Annotated in this window: 17 protein-coding genes and 1 pseudogene; 13 read left to right on the plus strand and 5 right to left on the minus strand. The window is 45.2% G+C overall.

From position 1 onward, the window contains the following. The first annotated feature begins 2 nt into the window (after positions 1-2). The 7 genes from rsmB to HDCHBGLK_RS09300 are packed head-to-tail and all read left to right on the plus strand — an operon-like array spanning position 3 to position 7,411. Entirely contained in the window at positions 3-1,313 is a 1,311-nt protein-coding gene (gene rsmB, locus HDCHBGLK_RS09270; protein ID WP_004605505.1) for a 16S rRNA (cytosine(967)-C(5))-methyltransferase RsmB, read from the plus strand. Beyond that, positions 1,306-2,376 (plus strand): 23S rRNA (adenine(2503)-C(2))-methyltransferase RlmN, encoded by a 1,071-nt coding sequence (gene rlmN, locus HDCHBGLK_RS09275; protein ID WP_039909365.1) that lies wholly within the window; start codon positions 1,306-1,308, stop codon positions 2,374-2,376. Before rsmB ends, rlmN begins: the two co-directional genes overlap by 8 nt. After that, positions 2,354-3,097, plus strand: coding sequence for a Stp1/IreP family PP2C-type Ser/Thr phosphatase (locus HDCHBGLK_RS09280; RefSeq protein ID WP_009248757.1), 744 nt, complete (start codon positions 2,354-2,356; stop codon positions 3,095-3,097). Before rlmN ends, HDCHBGLK_RS09280 begins: the two co-directional genes overlap by 23 nt. After that, positions 3,091-5,166 (plus strand): Stk1 family PASTA domain-containing Ser/Thr kinase, encoded by a 2,076-nt coding sequence (gene pknB, locus HDCHBGLK_RS09285; protein WP_004605508.1) that lies wholly within the window; start codon positions 3,091-3,093, stop codon positions 5,164-5,166. Before HDCHBGLK_RS09280 ends, pknB begins: the two co-directional genes overlap by 7 nt. 31 nt (positions 5,167-5,197) lie before the next feature. Next, positions 5,198-6,076: a ribosome small subunit-dependent GTPase A gene (rsgA, locus tag HDCHBGLK_RS09290; protein ID WP_004605509.1), complete on the plus strand. Its 879-nt coding sequence runs from the start codon at positions 5,198-5,200 to the stop codon at positions 6,074-6,076. A gap of 2 nt (positions 6,077-6,078) precedes the next feature. Then, positions 6,079-6,741: a ribulose-phosphate 3-epimerase gene (rpe, locus tag HDCHBGLK_RS09295; protein ID WP_009248754.1), complete on the plus strand. Its 663-nt coding sequence runs from the start codon at positions 6,079-6,081 to the stop codon at positions 6,739-6,741. Then, complete coding sequence (locus HDCHBGLK_RS09300) at positions 6,734-7,411, plus strand: thiamine diphosphokinase (RefSeq protein ID WP_004605511.1); 678 nt, start codon at positions 6,734-6,736, stop codon at positions 7,409-7,411. Before rpe ends, HDCHBGLK_RS09300 begins: the two co-directional genes overlap by 8 nt. A gap of 605 nt (positions 7,412-8,016) precedes the next feature. On the opposite strand, the gene HDCHBGLK_RS09305 is transcribed toward HDCHBGLK_RS09300, so the two are convergent. Beyond that, positions 8,017-9,669 carry an LPXTG cell wall anchor domain-containing protein gene (locus HDCHBGLK_RS09305; RefSeq protein WP_130574581.1) on the minus strand — a complete coding sequence of 551 codons (1,653 nt, stop codon included), beginning with the start codon at positions 9,667-9,669 and terminating at the stop codon, positions 8,017-8,019. 2 nt (positions 9,670-9,671) lie between these two features. Continuing rightward, positions 9,672-9,956, minus strand: a complete 285-nt coding sequence (locus tag HDCHBGLK_RS09310) for a hypothetical protein (protein WP_130574582.1) — start codon at positions 9,954-9,956, stop codon at positions 9,672-9,674. A 295-nt stretch (positions 9,957-10,251) separates the two neighbouring features. On the opposite strand from HDCHBGLK_RS09310, the gene HDCHBGLK_RS09315 reads away from it, so the two are divergent. The 4 genes and pseudogenes from HDCHBGLK_RS09315 to HDCHBGLK_RS19380 all read left to right on the plus strand — a co-directional run. Further along, the gene (locus HDCHBGLK_RS09315; protein ID WP_004605515.1) at positions 10,252-11,673 is read left to right on the plus strand and encodes an SHIRT domain-containing protein; all 1,422 of its coding nucleotides are present in this window, start codon (positions 10,252-10,254) and stop codon (positions 11,671-11,673) included. Between the two features lie 48 nt (positions 11,674-11,721). Further along, complete coding sequence (locus tag HDCHBGLK_RS09320) at positions 11,722-12,483, plus strand: hypothetical protein (RefSeq protein ID WP_004605517.1); 762 nt, start codon at positions 11,722-11,724, stop codon at positions 12,481-12,483. 12 nt (positions 12,484-12,495) lie between these two features. Continuing rightward, complete coding sequence (locus HDCHBGLK_RS09325) at positions 12,496-13,023, plus strand: hypothetical protein (protein ID WP_004605518.1); 528 nt, start codon at positions 12,496-12,498, stop codon at positions 13,021-13,023. A 184-nt stretch (positions 13,024-13,207) separates the two neighbouring features. Further along, positions 13,208-13,388, plus strand: a pseudogene (locus tag HDCHBGLK_RS19380) (IS3 family transposase); the annotation flags it as partial. Between the two features lie 214 nt (positions 13,389-13,602). Here HDCHBGLK_RS19380 and HDCHBGLK_RS09335 read toward each other — a convergent pair. Both HDCHBGLK_RS09335 and HDCHBGLK_RS09340 read right to left on the minus strand, forming a co-directional pair. Continuing rightward, positions 13,603-13,824 carry a helix-turn-helix domain-containing protein gene (locus HDCHBGLK_RS09335; protein WP_004605520.1) on the minus strand — a complete coding sequence of 74 codons (222 nt, stop codon included), beginning with the start codon at positions 13,822-13,824 and terminating at the stop codon, positions 13,603-13,605. 11 nt (positions 13,825-13,835) lie between these two features. Then, a complete protein-coding gene (locus HDCHBGLK_RS09340) occupies positions 13,836-14,285 on the minus strand; it encodes a DUF2975 domain-containing protein (RefSeq protein WP_004605521.1) in 450 nt (149 codons plus the stop codon). A 125-nt stretch (positions 14,286-14,410) separates the two neighbouring features. Between HDCHBGLK_RS09340 and HDCHBGLK_RS09345 the strand changes: the two genes are divergently transcribed. Continuing rightward, entirely contained in the window at positions 14,411-15,109 is a 699-nt protein-coding gene (locus HDCHBGLK_RS09345) for an IS66 family transposase (protein ID WP_130574583.1), read from the plus strand. Further along, positions 15,106-15,795 (plus strand): IS66 family transposase, encoded by a 690-nt coding sequence (locus tag HDCHBGLK_RS09350; RefSeq protein WP_004605523.1) that lies wholly within the window; start codon positions 15,106-15,108, stop codon positions 15,793-15,795. The genes HDCHBGLK_RS09345 and HDCHBGLK_RS09350 overlap by 4 nt, the downstream gene beginning before the upstream one ends. A 198-nt stretch (positions 15,796-15,993) precedes the next feature. On the opposite strand, the gene HDCHBGLK_RS09355 is transcribed toward HDCHBGLK_RS09350, so the two are convergent. Beyond that, entirely contained in the window at positions 15,994-17,121 is a 1,128-nt protein-coding gene (locus HDCHBGLK_RS09355; protein WP_004605524.1) for a transglutaminase domain-containing protein, read from the minus strand. Positions 17,122-17,233: the final 112 nt, after the last annotated feature.

Consider the following 17,233-nt stretch of genomic DNA (forward strand, 5'->3'; position numbering starts at 1 on the left):
GAATGGCAGCATCTGTAAACGGGCGGGAACTCGTGCTTGATATACTGCTTCAGATCACAAGAGACGGGGAATATAGTCATATTGCCCTTAAGAATGTTCTAGACAAATATCAGTATCTTGATAAGAAAGAGCGTGCATTTATCACGAGAGTGGTAAATGGCACGCTTGAACATATGATAGAAATCGACTATATCATTAATCAATTTTCCAAAGTTAAGGTTCAGAAAATGAAGCCTGTCATCAGGATGATCATACGCAGCGCGGTATACCAGTTAAAATATATGGATAGCGTGCCGGATTCCGCTGTCTTAAACGAGGCAGTAAAACTTGCTTCAAAACGCGGATTTTCAACGTTGAAAGGATTTGTAAACGGGGTGTTAAGGAGTGTGAGCCGTAATCTGGAATCCGTCGCGTATCCTTCCGAGGAAGACAGGCTTGCGTGGATGGAGATTCGCTACAGCCTGCCCCAGTGGATCCTAAAGCAGTGGCTTGCATCATATGATGAAGAGACGGTAAAGAGGATAGCAGAAGAGTTCCTGAAAGAGAAGCCCATCACGGTGAGATGCAATCTGGAAAAGATTACAAAAGAAGAACTGCTGAAACTACTAAAAGAAGAAGGCGTTACGGTGGAAGAGGAGCCAGCCGTCCCTTATGCGCTATACTTATCGGGATATGACCACCTGGCAGGATTAAATAGTTTCCGCCAGGGGTACTACCAAGTGCAGGATATCAGTTCGATGCAGGTAGCCCGGTGGGCAGCGCCTAAGGCGGACGATTATATCATTGACGTGTGCGCGGCGCCGGGAGGAAAGGCCATCCATCTGGCAGAAATACTGGCCGGAACCGGTCATGTGGAAGCCAGGGATCTGACGGAGTATAAGGTAGGGCTGATCCGGGAGAATATCTTAAGGAGCGGCCTTCATAATATAGAAGCAGTCTGTAAGGATGCCACGGTTCGAGATGAAGCATCCATTAAAAAAGCGGATATCGTCATAGCCGACCTGCCGTGTTCTGGCCTGGGCGTGCTGGGGAAAAAGCCGGATTTGAAGAGCCGGATGACAGAAGAGATGCAGAAGGAATTGGCATCGCTGCAGCGCAGTATGCTAAAAGTCGTTAAGGAGTACGTAAAGCCTGGCGGAAAACTTCTATACAGCACTTGCACGATCAGCAGAGACGAGAATGAAGAGAATGCAAGATGGTTAACGGAAATAGATCCCAAGTTCCGCCTGATCCGCCAGAAGCAGATGCTTCCCGGAAGGGATCCGGGGGATGGATTCTATATCGCCATGTTCCAGAGGGAGAATGATGAGTAAGAAAGATATATGTTCTTATAGTTTTGAAGAATTGAAAGAAGAGATCGCACGAATTGGAGAGAAGGATTTCCGCAGTACTCAGATCTATGAATGGCTGCATGTAAAGCTCGCAGAGAGTTTTGATGAGATGACCAACCTCTCAAAGGAGCTTCGGGAAAAGTTGAAGGAAGAGTATGAGATTGCAAAAGTCAAGATGATTGACCATCAGATTTCCAAGGTAGATCCTACAGAAAAGTTTCTGTTTGAATTGTGCGATGGCAATATGATTGAGAGCGTGCTGATGAAGTATAACTACGGCAATTCCGTATGCATCTCGTCTCAGGCCGGATGCCGCATGGGATGCCGGTTCTGCGCCTCCACCATCGGAGGGCTGGAAAGAAGCCTGGCTCCTTCCGAGATGCTCAGGCAGATATATCAGATTCAGAAGATGACGGGAGAGCGGGTATCCAATGTAGTCGTCATGGGTACTGGGGAGCCGCTGGATAATTATGATAACTTCGTGAAATTCATCCATATACTGAGCGATGAGCATGGACTACATATCAGCCAGCGCAACATCACGGCCTCCACCTGCGGCATTGTTCCGAATATGAAGAGGCTTGCGGATGAAGGTCTTCAGATCACGCTTGCCCTCTCCTTGCATGGGTCGACCCAGGAGAAGCGTAAGAGGCTGATGCCGGTGGCAGACCGATACGAGCTTCCGGAAGTCCTGGATGCCTGCGATTACTATTTTGAAAAGACGGGGAGGCGGATCACCTTTGAATATAGTCTGGTAGAAGGCGTGAACGATCAGATGGAGGATGCCAGGGAACTGATCTCCATATTGAGGAAGCGAAATTGTCATCTGAATTTGATTCCTGTGAATCCGATCAAGGAGCGGGACTTCAAGAAGCCGGACAGGAAAAATGCCCTTGAATTCAAAAATAAACTTGAAAAAAACGGAATTAATGTTACTATAAGAAGGGAAAGAGGCTCGGATATCGACGGAGCCTGCGGCCAGCTGCGCAGACGCCATACGGCCGCGAATGAAGGAGAACCAGATGAAGATATATGCAATGACTGATGTTGGGAGAAAACGCGAGATAAACCAGGACTACGTATATGTGACGGATAAGCCCATCGGGCCATTCCCGAATCTCCTTGCGGTTGCCGATGGAATGGGCGGCCACAAGGCTGGAGACTTCGCGTCCAAATATACGGTGAAGGTATTGCGGGAGGAATTAGAGGATACGCCTTTGGATAAGCCGGAGGAGATCTTGCGCAACGTCGTTGGCATTGCAAATCATAAGCTGATTGAGGCAGCATCTACAGACATTAAGCTGGAAGGCATGGGCACGACACTGGTAGTAGCCACTGTGGTAGGCAATACGCTTTATTTTGCCAATGTGGGAGACAGCAGGCTATATCTGATCAACGATAAGATCCGGCAGATCTCCAAGGATCATTCCCTGGTAGAGGAAATGGTAAGGCTTGGAGGCATCAAGGCCGAAGAGGCCAAGAATCACCCGGATAAGAATATTATAACGCGTGCCATTGGAGTCAAGGAAGATGTGGAGGCAGACATCTATGAATACCGCCTGAAAAAAGGGGATGTCATTTTGATGTGTACCGATGGACTCAGCAACATGGTGGAAGATGAAGATATGTTCAATATCGTCAAGGGTTCCCGGGATGTGGTAGAGGCAGTACAGATGTTGATTGAGAAGGCAAATAGCAATGGCGGGAGAGATAACATAGGGGTTGTTATAGCGGAGCCACTTGCGGATGAGGTGAGTATATGGTAAAAAATGGTATTATTCTTGGTAAAAGGTATGAAGTGATAAGTAAGATTGGAGCAGGGGGGATGGCCGATGTCTATAAAGGCAAAGACCATATGCTCAATCGTTACGTGGCAATCAAGGTCCTGAAAAAGGAATTTAAGGAAGATGAGAATTTTGTGCGCAAATTCCGTTCTGAGGCCCAGGCGGCAGCCGGGCTGATACACCCTAATGTGGTAAATGTGTATGACGTTGGGGAGGACCGCGGGCTTTACTATATGGTTATGGAACTCGTGGAAGGAATTACGCTGAAGGAATATATAGATAAGAAGGGAAGGCTTTCCCATAAAGAAACCATAAGCATCGCGATCCAGATGTGTACCGGGATCGGCGTAGCCCATGCAGCCAACATTATCCATAGAGATATCAAGCCGCAGAACATTATCATATCAAAAGACGGCAAGGTAAAGGTAACGGACTTTGGTATTGCAAAGGCCACGACATCCAATACGATCAGTTCCAATGCAATGGGTTCTGTGCATTATACCTCTCCGGAGCAGGCAAGAGGCGGATTCAGCGATCAGAAGAGCGATATCTACTCAATCGGCATTACCCTGTATGAGATGGTTACGGGACAAGTGCCTTTTGACGGCGACTCTACCGTCTCCGTGGCAATCAAGCATCTGCAGGAGGAGATTACCCCTCCGTCAGAGATCGTGCCGGACATACCGTACAGCCTGGAGCAGATTATATTGAAATGTACTCAGAAGAATGGGGAGAGAAGATACAGGAATACGGGTGAGCTGATTCAGGACTTGAAACGTTCTCTGGTAGACCCGGACGGTGATTTTGTGGTAATTCCGCCACTGGGTAACGCGGATACGGTTATTATAACAGATGAAGAATTGGATGATATCCGCAGTTCTTATGATGACGAAGAGGAATTTGACGAGTATGATGAAGATGAATATGGCGACGAAGAGGAATTTGACGAGTACGACGAAGATGACGACGAGTACGATGAGTATGATGACGATGAGGAGTACGGCGGAAAAGGAAAGAAGGGCAAGAGTTCCGATGATGTAAACCCGCGCATGAAGAAGGTTATGAAGATCCTGACCATCGTGGTAGCGATTATTATCGTGTTCATCCTGGTATTTGCCATCGGCAAAGCAGCCGGCATATTTAAAGGCGGATTTGGCATTGATACGGTTGATACCGATGAGAAGACAAAGGTGAAGGTGCCAAATGTAGTGGGAATGACGGAAGACGAGGCGAAGAAGACTCTGAACAAAAAGGGACTGGGCTTCAAAGTCGTTGCCAGAGAAGAATCCAAGAAGTATGAGGAAGGCACGGTATCCAAGCAGAAGACGGAGGCTGGCAAGCGGGTTGCCAAGAATACGACCATTCAGGTAGTGGTAAGTTCCGGCCTTGTGGGAGATGAGATCACAGTACCGAATGTCAGCAATATGAGTGAGAGCGAGGCTCAGAAGGCGCTGGAGGATGCCGGGTTTGAGAAGATCACATCGGATTTTGCATACAGCGATTCCGTTGCCGAGGGAGATGTCATTGGCACGACGCCTGCGGCGAATGCCAGGGCTACCAAGGACACGGAGATTGTCATGAAGGTGAGCAAAGGCTCAGAGAAGAAGACGGTGCCGAACGTTGTAGGCCAGCAGGACGGAGATGCCCAGAACGCTATTACTGCCGCAGGACTGACGGTAGGTACGGTTACCTATGAGTATTATGATGACGTTCCGAAGGGCCAGGTAGTATCCCAGACGGTGGCGGGCGGCAAAAAGGTTGCCCCGGGTACCAGCGTAGGACTGACGATCAGCAGCGGACCGAAGCCACCGGAGAAGGTAAGTGTTCCACCTGTTACAGGCATATCGATTGAGGAGGCTAGAGCCTTATTAGATGGTGTCGGATTAAAAGCAGATATCAAGTATGATTCTGAAACTGTAGGAACGGTAGGCCAGGTAATTAAGTGTAATCCAGGCGTTGGCACACAGGTGGATGAGGGAAGCACTGTCACGCTGATAGTTATCAGCAAGTCATCCCAGCCCGATGGCGGAGAGACGGAAAGCACCCAGTAACCGAGGCGAAAGAAGCAGACAGGATAGATATATGCAAGGAAAGATAGTAAAGGGTATTGCCGGATTCTACTACGTACATGTAGTAGAATCCGGTGTTTATGAATGTAAGGCCAAAGGCGTGTTCCGCAAGGAGAAGATTAAGCCGTTGGTGGGGGATAATGTAATTATAGAAGCGCTGGATGAAGAGCAGAAGACGGGAAACATCACGGAAGTCCTGAAAAGAAAGAATGAACTGGTACGTCCCGCGGTCGCTAACATCGACCAGGCATTGGTCGTATTTGCCATCGTAAGGCCCAACCCGCATTTTAACCTGCTGGACCGTTTTCTTGTAATGATGGAAAGTAAGGAGATACCAGTGATTCTCTGTTTTAATAAAGAGGATATCGCAACCGATCCGCAGGTGAAGGAACTGGAAGCCATCTATGAGAACTGCGGGTATCCATTGATTTTCACCAGCGCTCTTAAAGATAAGAATATTGACCAGGTGAAGGAAGTGCTAAGAGGAAAGACGACGGCCATCGCAGGTCCATCCGGGGTGGGCAAGTCATCCATTATCAATATCCTTCAGCCCGAAGCCAATATGGAGACGGGCGCTATCAGCAGCAAGATCGAGAGGGGAAAGCACACCACCAGACATACGGAATTATTTCCGGTGGATGCGGATTCCTATATTATGGATACTCCCGGGTTTAGCTCTCTGTATGTAAATGATTTTGAAAAGGAAGAACTGAAATACTATTTTCCCGAGTTTGCAGTATACGAAGGCACGTGCAAGTTCAATGGATGCGATCATATCCATGAACCGGGCTGCGCGGTAAAGGAAGCCGTTGAGGAAGGAAAGATTCATAAAGTACGGTATCAGAATTATATAGAGATGTATGAAGAACTAAAGAATAAGAGGAGGTATTGATGATGGAGTATATATTAGCCCCGTCAATTCTGGCTGCGGACTTCAAGAATCTGGGCCAGGAGATGAAGAAAACAGAAGAAAATGGTGCCAGATATCTGCATTTTGACGTGATGGATGGCATGTTTGTGCCCAGCATATCCTTTGGCATGCCGGTGCTCGCATCAGTAAAGGGTGGGACAAGCCAGACGATGGATGTACATCTGATGGTGCAGGAGCCCATCCGTTATGTGGAAGCATTTCAGAAAGCCGGCGCGGACATCCTTACAGTGCATTTAGAGGCATGTGAAGATGTGAAAACGACAATTGATAAGATTCGGGAATGTGGTATGAAGGTCGGCCTGTCTATCTGTCCGGAGACGGAAACGGAGGCACTAAAGCCTTTTCTTGAGGATGTTGACATGATTCTGGTGATGAGCGTCCATCCGGGATTCGGAGGACAGAAATTTATCCCGGAATCTCTTGACAAGATCCGCAAGGTTCGGGGAATGATAGAAGAACAAGGACTTTCCGTAGATGTGGAAGTCGATGGAGGGATCTACCTTACGAATGTCCGGGAAGTGCTGGAAGCAGGAGTCAATGTTGTTGTTGCAGGCTCAGCAGTATTTAAGGGCGAGCCGGGACAGAATACCAAAGAGTTTATGGAGATATTAAGGGATTATGAGTAAGAGGATTGTTATTGTAAGCGGCGGGCAGCTGGATGAGGAACTGACGCTTTCAATTCTTAAGGATGAGAAGAGCCAGTGTATTATTGGAGTAGATAAGGGCGTGGAATTTTTGTATGCTCACCAGATCATGCCCAGTTATATTGTTGGAGACTTTGACAGTGTAAAAGAAGAGATTGCCGATTATTACAGGAATGAGACTAATGTCCCGATCCGGGAATTCAATCCTGTGAAGGACGCGTCCGATACGGAGATCGCGGTCAGGCTGTCTCTTACGCTCGGGTGCAGCGAACTGATTATTCTGGGCGCCACAGGCGGAAGGATCGACCACCTTTGGGCCAACGTGCAGACCCTTACCATTCCATACAAAGCAGGGGTGGATGCCAGGATCATGGATAGCCAGAATATGATCTGCCTGATTGGAGGCGGTGATACGCATATCCGCAAGGATGAATTATATGGGCCGTATTTTTCCGTATTCCCGCTGGGCGAAGAGATCTTTGGATTTAACATAGAGGGCGCAAGGTATCCGCTTAGAAACCATACGCTTACGCCGTACGATAGCCTGTGCGTCAGCAACCAGATTGCGGAAGACGAAGAAGAAGTCGTGATCAGTTTTCCGTCCGGCACCGTAATCTTGATGGAGACCCGTGACAAGAGAGAACAAAAGTGATAAACTACTGTATGTTCTGAAGAATAATGAAGCATGAAGAGAGGAGCTATAGATGAAGTTAGGAATCATAATATACAGGACGGATTTCATAAGTCTCTATAAAGTCAATGGAAGTCTACAAAACCCGATAAAATAAAGATTTCTGCCGAAATGGTGTAAGGAGTTAATAAACATTTATAGGAAAGAGCCTATGCAACGAATTATACACAATGAATATATTGGAAAGATTGATTGGGATGATATAATGAATAGTGTTTGTCAATGAAGAAGTGGAACTGCTGACAAATCTGCATTACTTCAACGTTATCTCTGAAAAGGAAACCGGCCCCCCAAAAAACGGGAGCCGGTTTCCTTTGTATGAAGAACAATTCGGATTTTTCTTACGGTTCTTCCCATCCCCTATCTCCTTTCTTGTCTGGCGGTACATCTTAATCAGGCATTTCCTTTCCCATCTGTCTGGCCGCTGAAAGCAACCGCCGGTATCCGTTTCTCTGTCAGTTCTTACGTTTCTCCTGTTCCGCATAGCAGCAGTTTATTTTACTTGCTTCTGCATATATGTCCCAAAAAACGGTGCGGAGAAAAACTCCGCACCGCCTTGCCATCAATTATTTCATGCGTTTACCATGGCAGATTCGCTTTCTGGAGAACAGGAACAGAGTTCCCAATCCGCCGATGGATACCGCCATCAGGACAATCCAGAGGGCAAGATTGCTGGTGTCGCCCGTCTGCGGGACATTGCTGATTGGCTTATCCGCAGTTTTGCTGCCTGTATTGCCGCCCGTCTGATTGCCGACGGAAGTACCAGTTGCCGGGATTTCCACAGCCGCCTTCTTGTAGCCGCAGACGGAGCATTCCTCGTGCTTGCTGCCAGCCTCGGTTGCGGTTGCGTTTTTGTCAATGATCCACTGGAAGGTATGGGACGCAGCATCCGCTTTTTCTCCGCAGGCGGTGCACTCATGCCAGTGGTTGGTATCGTCCGATTTCCATTCGGTGCCGTAGGCATGGCTGGTAGCGGGAATCACGGTATCTGCCAGAACGATCTCTTTGGTCAGCGCCTCGTCGGAGAAGTACTTCCCACAGTCGGAGCAGTACCAGTAAGCAGTATTGCCCGCCTCGGTGCAAGTGGCTTCCTTGGCTTCCGTCTTCACGGCGCTGTGGGTATGCACGCCATAGGTGCCGTCACCATTCGCCTTGGGCGCGAAGCCATCCGCGCAGTATTCCTCGGGAACCTCAACGGAGTAGGTACCGCCGGCGATGCTGAACTCCATATTGCTTGGCTTGAGGAGCTGCCCCCTGAAGGTACCGCCAGTGATGGTTGCGGTTGCTGTGCCGGTAGTACCGACAGGCTGCCCAAACAGGGTCACGCCGCCGGTGAAATCGCCGCTGGTGATGGTCAACTGACCCACGTCAGCATCACCGCAGTTGCCGTTGCTGACAACCGCAGGAGTGCTTTCGTCAGCCTTGAAGGTACCGCCGGTGATGGTGGCCACGTTCCAGTTCAGGATGGTGGCACCGTTGGAGGCATTGGTGTAGAAAGAGCCGCCGGAGATGTTCAGGGTGCCGAAGTCATCGTTCTTCACGGCGTTCATGCCGCCGGTGACGGAGCCGCTTTTTACAGTAAGAGTAACATTAGCTTCTGTCGGATAGCTCACATTGCAGTCATTACCCAGATTGCCATAGTAGCCGTTGTCAATGGCGCTGGAGCCGATGTCTTCCTGCTTTACGGCTGCGCCATCAATGGCCATGGCGCCTAGGTTCTTAATGACATACCACTTGGAGCCGGTGAAGGTGCCGCCATTCAGGGTGGCAGTTGCGCCGGGGGCGTTGTACAGCGCGCCCTTGCCGGAGGTAGAGCCGCCGTCCACTGTTCCGCTGCTGTCCGAACTATTGTCTGTCACTGTCAGCGTCCCGTTATTGGTGATAGCGTGATCATTGGCACTGGAGATAGTTTTTCCGTTCAGATCGATTGTCACGTTAGTACCTTCCGGAATGGTGACATCAGACGCATCTTTCAGAAACTTCACGGTCCCGCCGTCTTTGGCAGTTTCAATGGCAGTAGCCAAGGTGGTGTAGTCAAAGCCGTTCACTTCGGCAACTGCTGTATTGGTATCCGTTCCGATGGAATAAGTTCCATCACCATTATCTAAGGCTGTTGTTTCTAGCGCATTGCCGGTATTGACAGTTTCCGCAAACGCTGTACTACTAAGAGACAGTATCATAACAGCCGACAGCAGAATCGCCATGATTCGTTTTTTCATAATCATTCCTCACTTTCAAAATAGTTTTTCGCTTCTATACGTTCTGGATGGCCTAACAGGCAGATCAGCCGCTCCCGTGCGGCTTCTGGTGTGTCTTGGGGCGGGCCGTTCACCAGATACGCCAGTGCGTCGTTCCACTCAAACAGGGAAGCCGCGCTTGTTGGGATTTGTTCAATTTCCCGCGCCAGCCTTGCCTGTTCAGGCCGGTTCAAAAAGCGCAGATCAGAAAGATGGCTGCAGCACGCTTTCTGCTGCAATGCGTCCAACAATGACATTTGTACCGCCATACCATTCTCCTCCCTTCTTTTGCAGTTTTCCGCAGCAGCATTTATCATAAGGTACACTTTTTAATAGTCCACTATATCATTATACAGTATAAACGAAATTTCCAATTATTTCAATATTTTCTAGTGTTCAGAACAGTTTTGAAGCCATTATTTTTTAATTGCGATTGGCTGTTTTAACTAATCTATATCTTTTTCAAAAAGTGTACATTTTGATAATGGTAAGAAAAGGAGGGAGGAACAGAAACTTTTTAATCGTTCTCTATAATATTTTGAAAAAGTGAGAGGAGAACAAGAAATGAAAAGAACAAAAAAAGCATTTGTACTCGTTTTATCTTTGTCCATGTTGGCTTCTATAAGTCCACAAACTGTTCTTGCCAGCGGCGGTAATACAGACCGCTATGAAGAAGTACATGGTACACAGGCTATCGTTAAAGATGCAGAAGTTCATGTATATACTACAAAAAATGGCGGAACAGTGCAATTAACAGGTAGCAACGGGATCGAAACGACATTTACGCAAGGAATTGGTTATAGAGAATACAAGGCAACTCCTGCGGACGGCTGGAGATGGAAAGGCTGGACTTATGAACAGTTATATCAAGGGGAAGATTTAGGCAACCGTACAGACTATGGTTGGGGAAGGCGATATTCTTTCTCAAATGATGGCTCTGATTGGAAAAGTCCGTACGATGGCATAGGACAGACTATCTCTGTCAATCGTCTGCTTACTACAGGCGAAACGGTAGGAAATAAAATCACATACAATCTTTATGCGGATTTTAATCCTACAATCAACGCTACTGCCGATACAGGCGGAACGATTGAAGATAGTGGCATTACAGAGGTGGAATATGGCACAAACAAGCAATATACCGTTACTGCTGATACAGGAAAAGATATAGCTTCGGTTACAGTGGACGGTAATAGTGTTTTAGCAGAAACAAAGAAAGACTCATTTACCTATACTTTTGAAAATGTAACAGAGCCTCATACTATTCATGCAACTTTCACTGACGAAATCCATACTGTTTCTTATGAATTTGTCAGCGGAACAGCGGGCGAAGCACTTCCAGAAGAGGTAAGTAACTTATGCCCTAGCAGTTCTACATATACCTATGGAACAGAGGTAACTCCAACTCAACCAACCTCAACATCAGTAAAAGTATCTGATGGTGTATGGACATTCAAAGGCTATGATAAGGAAAATCAAACAGTGACAAGCGATGTAAAGTTTACCGGAACATGGACATTTGCAAAAAATGCAGTAACAATCAACCATATTCCAACGATTACAGCAGGGGATAAGACAATTACAGTTGGGGATAGCTTTGACCCTAAGAAAGACGTAACAGCCAGCGACAAGGAAGATGGCAGTCTCACAGATAGGATCGAAGTTATCAACAATACTGTAAATACATCAAAGGTCGGCACTTATACAGTTACTTACAAGGTGACAGATAAGGACGGAGCCTCTGTAACAAAGAGCATTACAGTTACGGTCAAAGAGAAAGACAAAGAAGAACAGACTACTGTTCCGACGAAGCCAGATAACGGTAACAGCACGTCAACAGATACTAAGAAAGATGCCAGTAAGACAGGACAGACCGTAAAGACGGGAGATACATCAAATGTTTTGTTATGGAGTACGATTGCAATACTTTCACTTGCTGGAGTGGTTACAGTTCTGTTTATTAAAAGAAGAAAAAGCCACTCATAAATCGGCTATAAACATTGATACACAATCAAGAAATATGAAATCTGATTTTTGGAGGTTATTAAGAAGAAACCAAATAAATTTATCATTGCTATGGCCGTAAGCACTCTCTGCCTGCCAGCTTTCGCACTCCCTGTTCACGCTATGGATTGGAGAGATGGAGCACAGGCTTCGCAAACATTTACTTATACGGAAACAGCAGAGGGAATTAAGTCTGTTTATGTTCAGGACAAGAACGGTACTGTCAGCACCGAAATTAAACCGAATACGTCTGTAAAGAGTAAAACAGGAACAATCACATGGAGAGATAGTTATGAAAATGTTACTTCTTTCTATGTAGATGTTATGGCTGGTTATGATGTCAAGGTTTTAGTAAATGGACAAGACGGAGAACTATTCGATACTTCCGCAGCTATTGATGTAAAAGTAAATTCTGATTTAGGAAAGGACAATACTTATACGGTAGGAACAAAAGACGGCTATGAAAAAGTGTTCTATTTTTCCAGTGCTGGAAAGGAAGCTTGGGTTAAAAATCCGAACATCTCTTTTGAAACAGAAAAAATTTCCTATTCGTTGACTAACAACGAGGGCGCTGTTTTAGGTACTGCTGCTATTGGCGATGTTCCTACGATTGATGAATCTAAGTTTATGCAGACAGGAAAAACAATTACAGGGTACACGATCAACAATGTATCATGGACAGAAGGAAACCCTATTACAGAACAAATGATTGAAAATGCGTCTGCATATGACGGCAATTTAATGGTAGAAGCCCAATATACAGTCAACTCACATCAGGTTACAATAAATTAATATGATGGTGGTATGGTTAGTGGAAATCCGAGCAAAACAACAACAGTTAACTATGAGTATGCTTTTAAATTAAATAAAGAAAGTTTACAGCTTGAAGAAAATCAGTATATTGCAGGAGCAAATGAAGTTGTTATGCCAGACGAGGATATAACAATCAATATCGTAAGCAGACCAACACAAGTATCCTATAAAGAGTGGGCATTTACCTATGTAGGAAACAACGACCCTCATGTGCAGGGAGTTACAGTACAATGGAATAAGGACAATAGTTCCGATAAATCATTCAGTTTAAATGAAACTGCAACGCTGGCTACACCAGGAACGGCAACAAAATGTATTAAATTCTTTGTGATGATAGACAAAGAATATGAGCCGACAGGAAAACTTTCAGGCGGAAGTGATATAACTTTCAACAAATTGAGTGATTTGGATAACGGAACACTGTATGAAATGGAATTTAAAAGACGTGCAGACCATACAATAGACAAAAATCCAGCTCATGAAACATTTACTATTGAAACAGTGTCATCGGTACAATAATTTTGTCTGACATATTTAACAGATACACCTCTCATAAGGACAGAGCCGAAAGGTTTCTGTCCTTTTCTCTGCCATAAGAGAGAACGGGACATAAGGCAGAGCAGAAAACAACCGATGGAGTGAACAATTCACGGTGGTAGTCGTAAGACATATCGCCACGCCAGCTTGCTGGCAAGGAAAGGAAAATATCCTCAAACGTGATTTTGCAGCGGATGCCATCAATCAGAAGTGGTGTATGGACATCACCTACATCTACGTGCCGAAAGAAGGGTGGACATATCTGGCCTCCGTTATGGATTTGTACAAATGTCAAAAATACAGAAGGGATTATCCTACATTCAGATTTAGGCAGCCAATATACCAGTAGTATGATATATCTTTCGATGGATCAATGCTTTGAATATTAATCATATATGAATCATGCACAATACGATCCAGGATTGCATCAGCTAACGGACTTGAAGCACGAGTCCATAGATGAAACTTAATCCTCCAAAATACTGGTAATTTTCTTTCATTTTCATAATTAATGGTTTGTCATTCATAGTGATACCTCCATATGATCAATGTTCATGTTACCTAGATACCGTTATTATCGTCTTCAACATATTCTATAATTTCTCCGGGCTGGCAGTTAAGTTCCCGGCAGATGGCCTCTAGTGTAGAAAAACGGATAGCCTTTGCTTTGTTATTCTTAAGAATAGACAGGTTGGCAGGGGTAATATCTACTTTCCCCGCAAGTTCTACAAGTCCGATCTTTCTCTGCGCCATCATGACATCCAGATTAATTCTAATTCCCATGTTGGCACCTCCTATATCGTAAGATCATTTTCTTCCTTATAACTGATTGCCTGGGCAAATACGTGTGCCAGAACCCGACTGAATAATGCGGCGATAAAGAAAGTAAGAATAATAACCGCTGTCGCCGGCGTAGGAAGAAAGATAAGCTTAAGAATGAACATAACGATAATGCAAAGACTGGTGATTGACATATGATTCAGACTCTTCACATTCTCGTAGACAAAACAAGATTCATGAAGAACTGTGTGCATCATCTTCCTGAGTTCATAGATGATTAGAAGTCCACAGATGCCGGAAACGGCAAATATAACAAGCATAAAAAGAAAATGATCTGTTATCGTACTGGAATAATGTCTGCCAAGGAATTTAAGAGAGAATGGGAGCGTAATCAGAACGAAAATACCACTCAAGAACATAATATCCAGTATATATTTCGTGAATTTTGTAAGATAAGTATTCATAATATCCGGTCTCCTTTTCGGTCAGTAATATTTTATATTTTCTTTAATATAACATACTAATTATTGAAAATCAATATATATTTATCGCTTCTCGATAATCGTGCAAAACAGAGATGCAGGATCGTTTGGATAAGCTGGAACATGATTATGAGAATCTCATGGAGCAAATCCGTCCTGCCAATCAGGAACGTTTCGGTCGTCATACAGAAAAACTGACTGAGATTGCCGGACAGCTCTCTTTCTTCAATGAAGCGGAGGCCTGCTATGACGAAAATGCCAACGAGCCAGCGATGGAAGAGGCTGTGAATGAAGCATTACAAAAGCCTCGCAAACCAAAGAAAAAAGGACAACGTGAGGAAGATTTAAAGGAATTTCCGCAGGAAATCATCCCCCATGATGTTTCTGAAGATCGGCTTATTTCCACCTTAGGTGAAGGAAACTATAAGAGCATGCCGGATAAAATCTGCTGGCAGCTGCGTTTTGAACCAAGCAAATGGATTGCCGAAAAACATGTCATCAAAGTATATGTCGGAATAGATGGACTTCATCAGGATGAATTTCTTCGAGGAGATCACCCGAAGGTACTTTTTCGTGGCAGTATTGCCACTCCGTCATTGGAAGCAGCAATTATCAATGCAAGGTATGCAAACAGTAATCCGCTGGATCGTATATCCAGAGATTTCCAAACGAGAACACAGCTTCAGGCGCATGTTAATCAATGCGACGAAACGCCCGTGGATGTCATTCATGATGGCAGACCGGCAGGAAGTACAAGTTATATGTGGGTTCATCTGAACGGAGGAATTTTAAAGGCGTACTCATGACGGATGGTCTGGAACAGTACCACAAGCTTGCACGGGAACAGGAGGGACTGATTAACGCCAACTGCCTTGCGCATGCAAGACGCCATTATGCCAATACCATCAAGGTAATGGGCAAAGGCAATCCGGAAGCGGTGAAATCCTTGGTCGCTTACAAAGCACTGGTTCAAATCGAAGCCATCCATGACCTGGAAGGCGCTTTGAGGGATCTTACTCCGGAAAAACGGTTAAAAGAACGGCGGACTTCAATCAGACCACTGGTTGAAGCGTATTTTGCGTGGGTAAAAGAAATCATTGCCAGCAGAACCGTGCTTCCGAAATCAGAGACTGGAAAAGGCTTACGCTATAGTAGCAATCAAGAAGAATATTTGAAGGTGTTTCTGTCGGATGGTGAAGTTTCAATCGACGACTCGGCTTCGGAGCGAGTTCTACGGAATTTCACGATTGGCCGCAAAAATTGGGTGACGATTAATACTGTCCGCGGAGCACAAGCAAGTGCTATCATCTATAGCATTACTGAAACTGCCCGGGCAAACAATTTGAATGTGTATTATTACATCAAACATTTGCTGACGCAGTTGCCGCAGCATATAGATAAAAACGGAAATATAGAACAATCATTGCTGGAACCACTCATGCCATGGTCAAAGGAACTACCGGTTGATTGTTACAGCAAGCGTCGCAGTTAATGCGGCGCTTTAAATATGGGAGGGCGTCGAATTTGACGTTTACAGTATAGATACATGACACTAAAAAATAAAAAAACACCGTAAATCAGACTGACATTGTAAATCGTTAGACAGTCTGACGCACGGTGGTGTGAGAGGTAGGCTAATCAACTAATGGTTAGCCTCCTACTCGATTTGAAAATCCTTGGGATTTATGAATTATTTATTGTTTTTGTATGTGATTGTATATGCGAAATCCTGTGGTGCGTAGCAGCTGATGCTCTCGCCGTTTACTTCTGCATATGGGTATCCAAAGTTGTTAAGTGGTTCTCCGTCCTGTGCCGGTTCCAGTGTTAAATCACGTCCGGTAGAGAGCTGGATGCGAAGTGCATCTGAATTTCCCCAGAAATATTCCTGGATTTTTTTGGTATCTTCAGAGTCTTTTTCCCAACCATTTTTTAATACAGCTTTGAGCACGTCTGCCGGATCTGCTGCAACCCAGCCTGTTCCTTCAAGATAGAACTCTGCCCAGCAGTGCTGTCCTGATGTCATGTCAGCTTCCGGATCTGCGCTCATTCTGATTCCGAAGTATTCATGAGCAGGGATGCCTGCTGCGCGGCAAAGAGCTACGAATACGGAGTTGATGTCAGTACATTTTCCACGAAGAGTTGTTAAAAGTTCCGGTACATTTCCTAAACCACAGCCAACAACGTCATCGTCACGGTTCATGTTTTCAATGATCCAGTCATAGATTGCTCTTACTTTTGCAACGTTTGTTTCTTTTCCTTCTGTAATCTGGTCTGCAAGTTCTTTTACAGCCCCGTCAGTTGGAAGTGTGCTGGATGCTTTTAAATACTCATCGAAGGATGCGTCAGGTGTATCGCTGTTTTCCGCAAGCTCAGGTGCAAGGATTTCTTTTCTTGTTGCATCAAATGTGTAAGTTAAAGTACGCTCTGCAGCTTCTTTATCCCATTCTACATATAAGATTTTGTTTCCGTTAGCATCTGTTGTCGATTCAGAGGTTGCGTGAGCAGTGTCTAACTCTACATTTTCGTTTTTGATTGTCTGATAGTCGTCTGTCTGTGGACATGGAATCCATAAACGTACAGGCTGTCCTTTTTCATAAGAAGACATATCGAAAGACATTGTAAATGTTCCGGAATTCACCTCGCCTTCTTTAACTGGTGCTTCTTCCGCTGTGCTTTCAGTAGTTTCTTTTTCTGTTTTGTCGGTGTCACTCTCTGCTTTTGAACCACAGCCTGTGAATAATGAAATAACCATGGCAGCCGTTAATAATGTAGCGACGAATCTCTTTTTCATAAGGTTGTTCCCTGTATGCGTGAACATACTTTTCCTTTCTTTTATTTCTGCCTGTCATTTTAACATTTTATAATAAATGAATCATAAATGTTAGATTAAAAAATGTTTATCTTTGGGATGGTTCTTGAAAGCATTGCCA

The sequence above is a fragment of the [Clostridium] scindens ATCC 35704 genome (assembly GCF_004295125.1).
Classification (GTDB): domain Bacteria; phylum Bacillota; class Clostridia; order Lachnospirales; family Lachnospiraceae; genus Clostridium_AP; species Clostridium_AP scindens.